Source organism: Rhodococcus sp. YH3-3 (assembly GCF_001653035.1).
Classification (GTDB): domain Bacteria; phylum Actinomycetota; class Actinomycetes; order Mycobacteriales; family Mycobacteriaceae; genus Rhodococcus_F; species Rhodococcus_F qingshengii.
In genome coordinates, this window is sequence record NZ_BCWH01000001.1 from 144,779 (window position 1) to 158,631 (window position 13,853).

Genomic DNA, 13,853 nt, shown 5'->3' on the forward strand with positions numbered 1-13,853 from the left:
CTACCTCGCGCACCGCCGCGGGATCCGGCACCACTTCAGCGGGTCCCGGTTTTGTCCACGGTGTCTCGCCGAGCCGGACTGCATCTGGCAGAGGCAATGGGCGCACCCGTTGCTTCCGATCTGCCTGCGGCACCGACTGCGGTTGCAGACCCGGTGTCCCGGTTGCGGGCAGGTGCCATTCTCCGACACCACCTGGCTCGGCAGCCACGGCCCGCCATGGCACTGCCCCCAACGGTGTCCGCGCGAGAGCGCCGATCGGAAGGTGCGTCCGTTCTGCCGGCACGACTTGCGCGACGCCACCGTAATCGAGGCCAACGACGACCTGTGCACGGCCCAGCGGTATCTGACCGCGCTGGCCGAGGCCACCGACATCGACGATCCCGACCTCCCGATACGACAGGACGGCCGCGACGACCCGATTCGAGGCCTTCTGCGACCTCGCCGCCGACAAAGTCGGCATCGAGGCCCTCGTCACCCTCGGCGCCCATCAGGAGCGTCAGCAAATCCGATGAGCACAGGACAGTCCACCCAGTTCGTGGCTGACCCGAAGTTGAAGTTGGTATTCCCAATTTTGTGTCCCAAGGACACGCGGACGGTAATGCTGCTCAACGCCTGCGATACCCGCAACGCTGCGGGCCGGACCGCCCGCAACACAGATCCCGCCCGCCCCGTTTTGGTCGTTCTTGGAATAGTCGTTCAGCTGGCGGGGCGGTCTGTCACTGTGACCGAGATCTGCTGGGTCTCGCCACCGCGGAGCACGGTCAAATCGACTCGATCGCCCGGGTCGAGGGCACGGAGCGCCGCGATGAAGTCCTCCGCCGACTCGATGTCGTGGCCGTTGACCGCGGTGATGACATCGCCCGGCCGGATACCCGCCGTCGCAGCCGGACCGAGCGGGACGACCTCGAGGACGACGGCACCGCTGGTGCGGTCGACTGCCAGTTGTTCGGCGATCTGCGGGCTCAGCGTGCCGGGCTGAATGCCGACGTACGCATGCTGGGCAGTTCCCGAGGCCAGCAGTTGGTCTGCGACGTCGACGACATTCGCCGCGGGGATGGCGAAGCCCAGAGCCACCGCACCCGCCGACGGGGGAATGTAGGCCTGGCTCATCCCCACGACCCGCCCTTGTCCGTCGATCAGGGCACCCCCGGAGTTACCCGGCGAGATCGCGGCGTCGGTCTGGATCAGGTCGACCAGCGGCGCCCCGGTGGAAGCCGACCCGGGGATCTGACGGTGCAATCCTGAGATGATGCCCGAGGTGACCGTGGCCTCGAACCCCAGCGGACTGCCCACGACTACGGCGAGCGCGCCGACCTCTGGCAACGCTGTCTCGAACGTCGCCGCAGTCAGATCCGTGCGGTCCGCTTGAAGGACCGCGACGTCGGTCACACGATCGACGGCCCGCACGTTCGCGGACACCTGTTGCCCGTCCGCGAAGGCCACACTCACCTGCCGGGCACCCTCGACCACGTGGGCGTTGGTGACGACGGTGCCGTCGGTCTTGTAGACGATGCCGCTACCCACGCCGGACCCGGTAAGCACGGTGACGACCGAGGCCTCCACCTGCCGGACCAGTGCCGGCAGGTCTACGGCAGGTCCCGCTGAGGGCGTCGAGGTGGTGGGAGCCGAGGCGCCGCATCCCGCGAGGAGGAGGACCACGATCGCGACCAGCGGCACCCAGATCGAGGAACGTACGGTCGACGGTACGCGCATCAGCCACCGCCTCCGTGAGGAATCGGTCTCCTACTTGCACCTGCCGCGAGCGGGCCCACCCGATCAACATACCTCCGGCGGCGCCCGAGACCGGTCACCGAACCGCTTCGATGCACCCAGGCAACCGGCATCGACGAACGGCAGCGCGCATGCTCCACCACTGAGAGCCAAGATGCTTCGTATCTTGTTGCGCTGCCAACTTTTTCATACAATTCTAATCTGGAGCGTCTCCGATTCGGTTGCCGCCCAGTGGAATCCGGTGGGCATGGCTCCAGTGGATGGATAAACCGACCGTTCGGAAAATGGATTTCTCCCGCCGGTTTCTCTCGGCGCCAGGAACTTGTCGTTCCGCCATCGAGCACCTGCTCCTGTACGTGAGCATGAAGGAACGGCTATTGCCAGCGTGTCAGCGACTGTACTGTCATTGCGGAATTCGCTTCCCGCTTTCGACTTGTGCGGGCCTTGCCACTCACCGCGTCGGCTGCGAAGATGACTGCATCGGGAGTTCTACTCGTGGACGCACCGCAGTAGTGGCCGGTACCCGGAGTTGCGTGTACCGGTCGCCTCGAGCGGGTTCCGGCGGACATCTATGCCCAGGGCAGGTATGGACGCCATTGCGCCTCTATTGTCGACGCCCGATAGGCGAATTTGCGTCGACCCCCGACAAGGGTTAGCGTCATTTCAGTGATTGCAAGCCAGGACTGTCGATACGCGAATTGTGTTGACCGCCCGAAGGCGGATGAAGAACTCGCATTGCGGTTGGGCCGTTCGTGAGCCCAACCGGTTGACCGACGGCCGGGCCGTACCGGTACGCACAGGCTCGGCGAAACCCCACAACATCGACGCGAGGGGGCGTAATGTCAGAGTCCAGTGGCGGAACCTCCGCCGTAAGTCCACACCCACCTGCTCGCCAGGTGATTGCGACATTCGACACCTATGCCGACGCCGAGAGCGCCGTCGACTACCTCTCCGACCAGCATTTCACGGTAGACAAACTGGCCATCGTCGGTCGCGACATCGAGCTGGTCGAGCAGATCGTCGGCCGATTGAACTACGGCTGGGCCGCTCTGCGCGGCGCCGCCGCGGGCGCGCTGACGGGTGCGCTGTTCGGCTGGATCTTCGGGTTACTCGATTGGGTTCAGCCGCTGCTCACGGGCCTCGCGCTCGCCTTCTACGGGTTGGTATTCGGTGCCGTTGTGGGCGCTCTGCTCGGCCTGCTCATGTATGCGCTGCAGGGCGGCCGGCGCGACTTCACCTCAATCCAGTCATTACAACCACGTCACTACGAAGTCCTCGCCGATGTCGAGGTCGCGGACGAAGCCGTCCGCTTGCTCACCGGCCGGACCGATCGAAAGGAATGAGTCATGGCGACTGCTGTGGGTATAGACTTGGGCACAACCAACTCGGTCATCGCAAGCTGGCAAGGCGGCGAGCCGGTGGTCATCTCCAATGTCGAGGGAGCACGGACGACGCCTTCGGTGGTGGCGTTCACCGAGAGCGGCGAGCGTCTGGTGGGCCAGCTTGCCCGACGGCAGGCGATCTTGAATCCGAAGGGCACGATCTACTCGGCGAAACGCTTCATCGATCTCCAATGTGGAGGGAGCACGGACGACGCCTTCGGTGGTGGCGTTCACCGAGAACGGTGAGCGTCTGGTGGGCCAGCTTGCCCGACGGCAGGCGATCTTGAATCCGAAGGGCACGATCTACTCGGCGAAACGCTTCATCGGACGTCACTACGACGAGATCTCCGAGGAAGCCAAAGCGGTCAGCTTCGACGTCGTAGCGGGTGACAACGGTGAGGCCCGCTTCGACGTGCGCGGCAAGAAATACGCACCAGAGGAGATCAGCGCTCTCGTGCTGCGCAAGCTCGTCGACGACGCGAGCAAGTTCCTCGGTGAGAAGGTGAAGGAAGCGGTCATCACTGTTCCTGCCTACTTCAACGACGCGCAACGAAACGCCACCAAGGACGCCGGCCGTATCGCAGGCCTCGAGGTTTTGCGGATTATCAACGAACCGACCGCTGCGGCACTCGCGTACGGCATGGACAAACAGACCCACGAAACCGTACTGGTCTTCGACCTCGGCGGCGGAACCTTCGATGTGAGCCTGCTGGACGTCGGAGAGGGGGTAGTCGAGGTTCGTTCCACGGCCGGCGACTCCCACTTGGGCGGCGACGACTTCGATCGACGCGTGGTGGACTACCTCGCCGACGAATTCCAGCGCGCGGAGAACATCGATCTGCGTAAGGATGCGCAGGCGTTGCAACGACTGTTCGAAGCCGCGGAGAAGGCAAAGGTTGAGCTGTCCTCGGTGACCCAGGCCCAGGTAAACCTGCCTTTCGTTACCGCTGACGCGAATGGTCCCAAACATCTCACCACTACGATCATGCGATCGAAGTTCGATGATTTGACTGCCGATCTGGTGGAACGGTGCCTCGGCCCGGTGAAGCAGGCCATGAGTGACGCCAAGGTCGCCGCCAACGACATCGACGAAGTGATACTGGTCGGCGGTTCGACACGTATCCCGGCTGTACAGGCGCTGGTTCGCCGGCTGACCGGCGGCAAGGACCCCCACATGGGCGTCAACCCGGACGAGGTCGTTGCCCTCGGAGCCGCAGTCCAGGCAGGCGTGCTCAAAGGCGAGGTTTCCGATGTGTTGTTACTCGATGTCACCCCACTGTCCCTCGGCGTCGAGACGCAGGGCGGGGTGATGACGAAGATCATCGAGCGGAACACGACGATCCCGGCACGGCGCAGCGAAGTGTTCTCCACGGCGGAAGACAATCAGTCCGCCGTGGACGTCGTGGTGTTGCAGGGCGAACGCGAACGTGCGGCCGACAACCGGGTGCTGGGCCGGTTCCGGCTGGAAGACATCCGCCCCGCGCCACGTGGCGAGGCCCAGGTGGAAGTCATTTTCGACATCGACGCCAACGGCATCCTGAACGTCACCGCTCGCGACAAGGATACCGGCAAGGAACAGAGCATCACGATCAGTGAACAGGGCAACCTGGATCAGGGTGAGGTCGAGCGCATGTTGGCGGAGGCCGAACGGAACCGGGGTGAGGACGAGGCGCTGCGCAAGGCGGTCGACGCGCGCAACGGGCTCGATTCGGTTGCGTATCAAGTGGAGCGGCGACTCGCCGAACTCGGTGACAGTGCCCCGCCGCATGAGAAGGCGCGGGCCGAGATGCTGGTTGCCGACGCCCGAAAGGCCGTGCAGGACGGCGCTTCACCCGAAGAGGTTCAGCCACTCACCTCGGAGCTGCAACAGCTGCTCTACGGACTTGTGCCGGACCAGTCGGACGACGGCCAAGCAGGCGGCGCTGATGCTGCGTCGTCGGATGACGGCGACGTGATCGACGCCGAATTCGATCGAAGCTGAGGCGCACGATGGAAATGTCTGCAGATCATTCGACGACTGAGCCGACTACCAACAGCGCCGACACGGATCAAAGCAAGACCGAGTCCGATCGCGCCGAGACGGCAGACGAGCTGTCTCAACTCGAGGACCGTTGGCGCAGGGCCGTCGCAGATCTGGACAACCTGCGCAAGCGATACGCCAAAGATCTGGACCGTGAACGCGCCGCGGAAGTAGCGAAGGTTTCGGCGGCGTGGCTGCCGATACTGGACAACTTGGAGCTTGCGCTTGCACACGCAGGCAGCGATTCGCAGGCCGTCGTCGAAGGTGTGAAGGCGATCCGGGACCAGGCGGTACAGGTGCTCTCACGACTCGGCTTCGAGCGCCACGACGAGGCCGGTGTGCCGTTCTCCCCGGAACTCCACGAAGTGGTCAGTGTGGTAACCCGACCCGACCTTCCGTCCGGGACCGTGGTCGAGGTCTTGCGCCCGGGTTATGGAGAGGACGGGCGACAGTTGCGGCCCGCCGCGGTGGTCGTCAGCCGCCCAGAGGGGTGAGCACACGAAGTGGTCAGTGTGGTAACCCGACCCGACCTTCCGTCCGGGACCGTGGTCGAGGTCTTGCGCCCGGGTTATGGAGAGGACGGGCGACAGTTGCGGCCCGCCGCGGGGGGCGTCAGCCGCCCAGAGGGGTGAGCACCGATGGCCCGTGACTACTACGAAGTACTCGGCGTACCGAAGGGCGCCGGCACCGACGAAATTCAGCAGGCGTACCGCAAGCTGGCCCGCAAGTACCACCCCGATGTGAACAAGGATCCCACTGCGGAGGACAGGTTCAAGGAGGTCAACGAGGCCTATCAGGTGTTGTCCGACCCGGACACCCGGAAACGCTATGACCGATTCGGTGACGACTTCCGGCATGTACCCGAGGATTACGACGAACGGGTCCGGGCAAGCGCCGGTGGGTACGGCGGTGGCGGGTACGGCGGTGGCGGGTACGGCGGTGGGGGCGGGGGCAGAAGGGTGCACTTCGGTCACGGTGTCGGTGGTGAGGGTGCCGTCGACTTCGAAGACCTCTTCGGGGCGGGCAAACGCCGCCGGGTACGGCGGTGGCGGGAGACGGGTGCACTTCGGCCACGGTGTCGGTGGTGAGGGTGCCGTCGACTTCGAAGACCTCTTCGGGCAGGTGTTCGGCGGAGGCGGTGGGTTCGGACCGATTCCCGGCGCCGATCAGGAGGCCGAACTCGAACTGGCGCTGGAAGAGGCCTATCAGGGCGGAAAACGCACTCTCAGACTGGACGGACGGCAGTATGACGTCGACATTCCAGCCGGCGTGGAACTGGCTCTGGAAGAGGCCTATCAGGGCGGAAAACGCATTCTCAGACTGGACGGACGGCAGTATGACGTCGACATTCCAGCCGGCGTCCTGGACGGCCAGCGAATCCGGTTGGCCGGGCAAGGAGGCCGAGGCAACGGTGACGCGCCGCCTGGGGATCTGTACCTCGTGGTGCGGATCAAACCGCATTCACGGTTCCGCGTGCAGGGTCGGGACATCTACGTCGATCTGCCCGTATCGCCATGGGAGGCGGTTCTCGGGTCGACAGTCGTCGTTCCCACACCGGGCGGAGAGGCGAAAGTCAAAGTGGTGCCTGGCTCTTCGACTGGTAGGAAGCTGCGCTTGCGCGGAGAGGGAATGCCGAATCCGCGGGGCGCCAACGGCAACCTCTACGCCGAAATCAAGGTGATGGTTCCGTCGAAACCGACAGCACGTGAACGCGAACTGTTCGAGCAGTTGGGCGCCGAATCGAACTTCGATCCGAGGAAAGAGACATGAGCACCTCAACGCCGATCACTCAGTACGTATTGGTTCGCCGTGCCGGATTGTCGCCGGATGCCTTCGCCGAACGTACCGGGCTGCACCCGGATCTGGCACGAAAGCTTGTGGCTCTCGGACTGCTCGACGCCCACCGCTACGCCGGCGGAGAGATGTCGTTCGACCCATCCGAAGTGACCCACGCCGCACGCATCCAACGACTGCGGACCGGTCTGGGTCTCAACTACTCGGCAATCGGGCTCGTGCTCGATCTGCTGGATCGAATCGAGACCGGATTGTCGCCGGACGCCTTCGCCGAACGTACCGGGCTGCACCCGGATCTGGCACGAAAACTCGTGGCTCTCGGACTGCTCGACGCCCACCGCTACGCCGGCGGAGAGATGGCGTTCGACCCATCCGAAGTGACCCACGCCGCACGCATCCAACGACTGCGGACCGGTCTGGGTCTCAACTACTCGGCAATCGGGCTCGTGCTCGATCTGCTGGATCGAATCGAGAAACTCGAAACAGCGGCCCGCAGAAGGAGGACATCCTCATGGACACCGGCAGCTTGACCGAAAAGTCACGAGAAGCCTTGCAGGAGAAACTCGAAACAGCGGCCCGCAGAAGGAGGACACCCCCATGGACACCGGCAGCTTGACCGAAAAGTCACGAGAAGCCTTGCAGGAAGCCCAGAATGTTGCGACCAGAATGGGCCACACCGAAGTCGACGGAGAGCACCTGCTGCTCGCATTGGTCGATCAGCAGGATGGGTTGGTGCCCCGACTGCTCGAACAGGCCGGCGCGAATGTCGAAGCACTTCGATCCGATCTGGAACGTGAACTGTCGCGTAGGCCGAAGGTCAGCGGCCCCGGCGCGACCCCCGGTCAGGTGACGATCACCCAGCGTCTGGCCAAGCTGCTCGACGCCGCAGAGCGGGAGGCGAAGAGACTCAAGGATTCCTACGTGTCGGTGGAGCATCTTGTGATGGCCCTCTCCGAGGAAGGATCGGCCAGCGCGGCCGGGCGGGTCCTCGCCAGTCACGGGGTCACACGGGACGCCTTCCTCACAGCGCTGACGAAGGTGCGCGGCAATCAGCGCGTCACCTCGGCCACCCCGGAGGGGGCGTACGAGGCATTGGAGAAGTACGGGCGCGACCTCGTCTCCGAGGGACGGGCAGGCAAACTCGATCCGGTCATCGGCCGGGATGCCGAGATACGCAGGGTAACTCAGATCTTGAGCCGGAAAACGAAGAACAACCCGGTGCTGATCGGCGACCCCGGTGTAGGTAAGACCGCGATTGTCGAGGGTCTCGCCCAGCGGATCGTCCGCGGCGACGTGCCCGAGGGCCTACGCGACAAGACGATCTTCTCGCTCGACATGGGTTCTCTGGTGGCCGGTGCGAAGTACCGCGGCGAGTTCGAGGAGCGACTGCAGGCCGTGCTGTCCGAGGTGAAGGCTGCCGAGGGGCGCATCCTGTTGTTCGTCGACGAGTTGCATACCGTGGTCGGAGCGGGCTCGGTCGGCGGCGAGGGGTCTCTCGACGCCGGCAACATGCTCAAACCGATGCTCGCACGCGGCGAACTGCACATGATCGGTGCCACCACTCTCGACGAGTATCGCAAGCACATCGAATCCGATGCGGCACTGGAGCGTCGATTCCAGACCGTTCTCGTCGACGAGCCCAGTGCCGAGGATGCGATCTCGATTCTGCGCGGACTTCGAGAACGCCTCGAGGTGTTCCACGGCGTGAAAATTCAAGACGGTGCATTGGTGGCCGCCGTGACCCTCTCGCACCGGTACATCACCGACCGCTTCCTTCCGGACAAGGCGATCGATCTCGTAGACGAGGCATGCGCTCGGCTCCGCACCGAAATCGATTCGATGCCTGCCGAACTCGACGAGCTCACCCGGAAGGTGACCCGTCTGGAGATCGAAGAGGCCGCACTGTCCAAGGAAACGGACGCGGCCAGCAAAGCGCGCCTCGAAGAATTGCGCAAGGAGCTGGCCGACCTGCGGGCCGAGGCAGACGCCCGGCACGCTCAATGGGAGGCGGAGCGGCAGGCGATCCGGCGGGTGCAAGAACTGCGAGGAGATTTGGAACGGTTGCGCGTCGAGGCCGAGGCCGCCGAACGCAACTACGACCTCAATCGGGCAGCCGAGTTGCGATACGGCGAGATCACCGAGCTCGAACGCCGGCTCGAGGCGGCGGAGGAGCAACTGGCCACCAGACAAGGCCGAAATCCGTTGCTGCGTGAAGTGGTCACCGAAGACGAGATCGCAGAGATCGTGGCCGCATGGACGGGTATCCCGGTCGCCCGGCTGCAAGAAGGTGAGCGGGAGAAGTTGTTGAAGCTCGACGAGATCCTGCACGAGCGGGTCGTCGGTCAGGACGAGGCGGTGCAACTGGTCGCGGACGCTGTGATCCGGGCGAGGTCCGGTATCCGTGATCCTCGTCGACCGATCGGTTCGTTCATTTTCCTGGGCCCGACGGGCGTCGGAAAGACCGAGCTTGCAAAGACATTGGCCAGCGCCCTATTCGACAGTGAAGACAACATGGTGCGCCTCGATATGAGCGAGTACCAGGAACGGCACACGGTGAGTCGGCTCATCGGTGCACCTCCCGGATACGTCGGGTACGACGAAGGTGGCCAGCTCACCGAGGCGGTGCGGCGTAAGCCGTACTCCGTGGTGCTCTTCGACGAGATCGAGAAGGCCCACGCCGACGTCTTCAATACCCTACTGCAGGTGCTCGACGACGGCCGGATCACCGATTCTCAAGGGAGGCAAGTCGATTTCCGGAACACGGTGATCATCATGACCTCCAACATCGGATCCCAGCATCTCCTCGACGGGGTCACAGCCGACGGCGAAATCAAGCCGGACGCCAGGGAACGGGTGATGGCAGAACTGCGCGGGCATTTCCGCCCCGAATTCCTCAACCGGGTCGACGACATCGTGCTGTTCTCCCCACTCACCCTGCCCCAGATCGAGTACATAGTGGAACTGCAACTCACCGACCTTCGAAACAGGTTGTCGGAGAGACAGATACACCTGGAAATCACGCCGGAGGCACGCCGACTGATCGCCGAACACGGGTTCGACCCTGTCTACGGTGCGCGGCCGCTGCGCCGATACATCGCACACGAGGTCGAAACCAAGATCGGCCGTGCACTGTTGCGCGGCGAGATCAAACCGGACGGCACCATCAGCGTCACGGTGGACGGCGGCGAGCTTGCCGTCGCGTATGCCGAACCCGCCGTCGCGGCGGCCTGAGAAGAGGTGTCGTCATGGGATCCGACAAGGTGAAGTGCCCGCACTGCGGCAAGACCAACAACATCCCGGCAGCAGGGGAAGGAAAATTCGCGGCGGCCTGAGAAGAGGTAACTGGTCATGGGATCCGAAAAGGTGAAGTGCCCGAACTGCGGCAAGACCAACAACATCCCGGCAGCAGGGGAAGGAAAACCTCGCTGCGGCAACTGCCACGAGCCGCTGCCCTGGATCACCGCGGCGGGAGACGGTGACTTCGCGGAGATCGTCGAAAAATCCTCGGTGCCTGTGCTCGTGGATCTGTGGGCGACGTGGTGCGGCCCGTGTCGCATGGTCAGCCCCGCGCTCGATCCGAGGCCGGGAACCACGTGCTCCGACTGGCGGACGGCGGGTCGGTGCACGCCCGGGCCGTTGTGGCAGCTCGCCAGAGAACACGCCGGCCAGATCAAGCTGGTCAAGGTCGACGTCGATGCTGCACCCCGGACGGCTGAACGATTCACCGTCCGCGCCGTGCCGACTCTGCTGGTGATGGACCGGGGTGAGGTTCTCGCTCGCCAGTCGGGCGCAGCTCCGGTCCCCCAGCTGCGCACGTGGCTCGATCAGGCGCTCTCGGAAAATGCCGGCGAGGAGGCGAAGTCATGAGTCCTGTCCATGCGGACCCACATGTAACCGCGATCCGGGCCGTGGTGCCCCGTACCCCGCAGGGCTGCGAGGAATGTCTTCGCCTCGGCACCCCGTGGGTGCATCTGAGACTGTGCCTGACGTGCGGACACGTCGGTTGCTGCGACTCTTCGCCGGGCAGGCACGCGAGTGCTCACGCTCACGCCATCGGGCATCCGATCGTCCAGTCGATGGAGCCCGGCGAGGATTGGCGGTGGTGTTATGTCGACCAGAACTTCGTCTGAGGGCGCCTCACCCATCGGGTACAGCCCGCCGGTCGACGACGAGACCCCGGACGAGGAGGGCGCCTTCCCGCGGCTGACGGACGACCAGGTCGCGAAGCTCGAGGTCGGTGGCTCGCGTCGACCGGTTCACGCCGGCGAGGTGCTGATCCGAGAAGGCGCGCCTGACAACGATTTCGTCGTCGTCCTTTCCGGAAAGATCGCAGTCGTCGACGAAGGCGACGCGGACGGCGAGCGCCGGATACTGCGCGTGCACGGTCCTGGGCGTTTCCTGGGCGAGCTCGGACTCCTGGAAGGTCAGGTGGCGTTCTTCACCGCCGAAGCGATCGAGGACGGCGAGATACTCGTCGTCCCGGCCGAGCAGGTACGCGAGCTGATTGCCCACGATCCCGTGCTCAGCGATTTGATCCTGCGCGCCTACCTTGTGCGTCGGCACTTGCTGATCGGGCTCGGCTCCGGATTCCGGATCATCGGCTCCTGCTTCTCCCCGGATACGTTGCGACTTCGTGAGTTCGCGATGCGAAACCGTCTGCCCCACAAGTGGTTCGACTTGGAACAGGACGAACGAGTGGAGCAGCTGCTACGCAGCCTGAACGTCGCACCCGAGGACACACCCGTCGTGATCTGGCACGGCGAGAAGGTGCTGCGCAATCCGACGAATGCGGAACTCGCACGCGTCGTCGGGCTTCCTGTCCCGGCACCCGTCGCGGACGCAGCCAAGGACGCCTACAACCTCGTCGTCGTGGGTGCCGGACCGGCCGGCCTGGCCGCGTCGGTGTACGGCGCCTCGGACGGGTTGAACACGGTGACGTTGGAGCGGATCGCTGCGGGCGGCCAAGCCAGTACCTCATCCCGGATCGAGAATTATCTGGGATTCCCCGCCGGGGTCTCCGGCTCCGAATTGGCCGAACGAGCCGTGCTCCAGGCCGGGAAGTTCGGCGCCCGCATCCTGGTGTCGGCAGAAGTGACCGGTTTGGGATCCGAGGCCGGGAACCATGTGCTCCGACTGGCGGACGGCGGGTCGGTGCACGCCCGGGCCGTTGTGCTCGCCGCCGGGGCGCGGTACCGCAAGTTGGCCGTTCAGGGGATCGAGGCGCTGGAAGGAACAAGCGTGTACTACGCCGCAACGCATCAGGAAGCACGGATATGCGGCACCGACCCGATAGCCATCGTCGGTGGCGGCAACTCCGCCGGCCAGGCCGCCGTCTTCCTCGCCGAGCACGTCTCACAGGTGCACCTGCTCATCCGCGGCGATGACCTCGGGAAGAGCATGTCCCGATACCTGGTCGACCAGATCGAACACCATCCGCGGGTCACCGTGCACCGGCACACCGAGATTCGTGCGGTCCACGGCGAGAAATACCTCGAAGCAATTGCAGTCGAGGACAATCGCACCGGCGACCAGGACACGATTCGGGTGCGCGCCCTGTTCGTCTTCATCGGGGCGGTACCGCACACCGGGTGGCTTGCCGACGCGATCGCACTCGACGACCACGGCTTCGTCCTCACCGGTGTGGACGCGATCCACGCACGAGCGGACGGCAGCCTGCCAATCAACGGCGGCCTGTCCAGGACGCTCGAAACCAGCCTGCCCGGCCTGTTCGCGGCGGGCGACATCCGCCGCGGTTCGGTGAAACGAGTCGCATCCGCCGTCGGTGAAGGAGCGATGGCCGTACGCCAAATCCATGAATACTTCGAAAGGAGCTGACGACATGCCAGTAATGGGCACCGTGAAATTCCAGCGGTTCTTCAGGGCAGCGGCCGGACTGCAGGTCGACCGGAACGATCTCAAGCGCTATACCGATTTCATCGACGACAAGATCTACGACGTGATCCTGATCGGGAAAGCCTCCGCGAAAGCAAACTTGCGCGACGTGATCGAACCGTGGGACCTGCCGATCACCAAAGGATTACAGGAGAGCATCCACCGGTTCGAAAAACTCGACGAGGAGATCGAACTTCAACCGCTGCTCGATCAGCTCACGGCCCGCCCGCCCTTGGACGTGGCCCTCTCCGAGGAGACAGAGCAACGACTGCCGCTGATCGCAGGAGGGTTGAGCGTAGCGCTGGCGCAAACCTTCGCCACGGTCGAACCGGACCGCAAGAACCCCGGCACAGCCCAATGGACAGTCGCCTTCGACATCTTCCACCTACTTCTGTGATTACCACCCGTCCCGGCTGACAGCGCGTCGGAGTTCGAATATGCTGTCCGGCTGCGAAAATACCGGTGCGATTCAGAACTGCCTGTCAGTTGGCGTCGACGACGGAGGATTTCCGGCGAGAGGTGCGGTTTCCGCGCTCGATTCTCGAGCAGCGAGAACTCCAGTGAGGGACTCGATTACAGCCCTCAGATCTTCTGCCGTGAGCGAGTTCGGCTTACACGCCGAACCTCTGACACCGGTAGTCCGCGTGGCCAGGCGGCGAGCAGAACTTGTCGATCGCCGATCACTCCTTCGGCTCATCTGAGAACCTTTCGTCTTCACTTTCTCGATCCCCGCATCGGGCGGGCCCTGAGCACTTCTGGGCGCGCACAGCTCAAGGCCCGGCAAGGAGACCAGTGAGGGTGATATGGCCTTGCCTTGACGAACACCCGCCCGATTGTTTGCCCCCTCGAACGGAACGGGTGCCCCCGACCCGACGAAGGTTATTGCGCACTGCTTGTAGACGACAGGGTCGAAAGTCCCAGTTCCATTGTGATGAGCAAGCTTTGACGGTGGCCGAAGTGTTCTCCCTTACAGCCGGTTCGGTGTGTGCACGAACACCGACATCGTTCGCAGCGACTCCGACGAACGAGCACCC

At 64.2% G+C, this 13,853-nt stretch carries 9 protein-coding genes and 5 pseudogenes; 12 read left to right on the plus strand and 2 right to left on the minus strand.

Features of this window, described 5'->3' with window-relative positions; all coding sequences use genetic code 11:
- The coding region (locus YH3_RS35905; protein ID WP_193777140.1) for a hypothetical protein at positions 1-460 on the minus strand (460 nt) is incomplete at its 3' end.
- 236 nt (positions 461-696) lie between these two features.
- The gene (locus YH3_RS00820) at positions 697-1,713 is read right to left on the minus strand and encodes a S1C family serine protease (RefSeq protein WP_019288211.1); all 1,017 of its coding nucleotides are present in this window, start codon (positions 1,711-1,713) and stop codon (positions 697-699) included.
- Between the two features lie 857 nt (positions 1,714-2,570).
- Between YH3_RS00820 and YH3_RS00825 the strand changes: the two genes are divergently transcribed.
- The 12 genes and pseudogenes from YH3_RS00825 to YH3_RS00880 all read left to right on the plus strand — a co-directional run bounded on the left by YH3_RS00825 (position 2,571) and on the right by YH3_RS00880 (position 13,216).
- A complete protein-coding gene (locus YH3_RS00825) occupies positions 2,571-3,074 on the plus strand; it encodes a general stress protein (RefSeq protein ID WP_005203454.1) in 504 nt (167 codons plus the stop codon).
- Positions 3,075-3,077: 3 nt separating this feature from the next.
- Positions 3,078-3,155, plus strand: a pseudogene (locus tag YH3_RS37250) (hypothetical protein); the annotation flags it as partial.
- A 142-nt stretch (positions 3,156-3,297) separates the two neighbouring features.
- Positions 3,298-5,094, plus strand: a pseudogene (gene dnaK, locus YH3_RS00835) (molecular chaperone DnaK); the annotation flags it as partial.
- A gap of 8 nt (positions 5,095-5,102) precedes the next feature.
- Positions 5,103-5,765 (plus strand): annotated as a pseudogene (locus YH3_RS00840) (nucleotide exchange factor GrpE).
- Positions 5,766-5,771: 6 nt separating this feature from the next.
- Positions 5,772-6,903, plus strand: a pseudogene (locus YH3_RS34790) (DnaJ C-terminal domain-containing protein).
- A pseudogene (locus YH3_RS36500) lies at positions 6,900-7,172 on the plus strand (chaperone modulator CbpM); the annotation flags it as partial. The pseudogenes YH3_RS34790 and YH3_RS36500, both read left to right, overlap by 4 nt.
- Entirely contained in the window at positions 7,146-7,457 is a 312-nt protein-coding gene (locus tag YH3_RS00860) for a chaperone modulator CbpM (protein WP_238592577.1), read from the plus strand. The pseudogene YH3_RS36500 and the gene YH3_RS00860, both read left to right, overlap by 27 nt.
- 67 nt (positions 7,458-7,524) lie before the next feature.
- Positions 7,525-10,158 carry an ATP-dependent chaperone ClpB gene (gene clpB, locus YH3_RS00865; RefSeq protein ID WP_064442842.1) on the plus strand — a complete coding sequence of 878 codons (2,634 nt, stop codon included), beginning with the start codon at positions 7,525-7,527 and terminating at the stop codon, positions 10,156-10,158.
- Positions 10,159-10,275: 117 nt separating this feature from the next.
- On the plus strand, positions 10,276-10,794 hold the full coding sequence (locus YH3_RS00870; RefSeq protein ID WP_064442843.1) for a co-chaperone YbbN: 519 nt from the start codon (positions 10,276-10,278) through the stop codon (positions 10,792-10,794).
- Positions 10,791-11,057 carry a UBP-type zinc finger domain-containing protein gene (locus YH3_RS34795; protein ID WP_007735548.1) on the plus strand — a complete coding sequence of 89 codons (267 nt, stop codon included), beginning with the start codon at positions 10,791-10,793 and terminating at the stop codon, positions 11,055-11,057. Before YH3_RS00870 ends, YH3_RS34795 begins: the two co-directional genes overlap by 4 nt.
- Positions 11,035-12,762: an FAD-dependent oxidoreductase gene (locus tag YH3_RS00875; RefSeq protein ID WP_064442844.1), complete on the plus strand. Its 1,728-nt coding sequence runs from the start codon at positions 11,035-11,037 to the stop codon at positions 12,760-12,762. Before YH3_RS34795 ends, YH3_RS00875 begins: the two co-directional genes overlap by 23 nt.
- A gap of 13 nt (positions 12,763-12,775) precedes the next feature.
- Positions 12,776-13,216 carry a DUF1931 family protein gene (locus tag YH3_RS00880; protein ID WP_024487875.1) on the plus strand — a complete coding sequence of 147 codons (441 nt, stop codon included), beginning with the start codon at positions 12,776-12,778 and terminating at the stop codon, positions 13,214-13,216.
- Positions 13,217-13,853 lie beyond the last annotated feature (637 nt).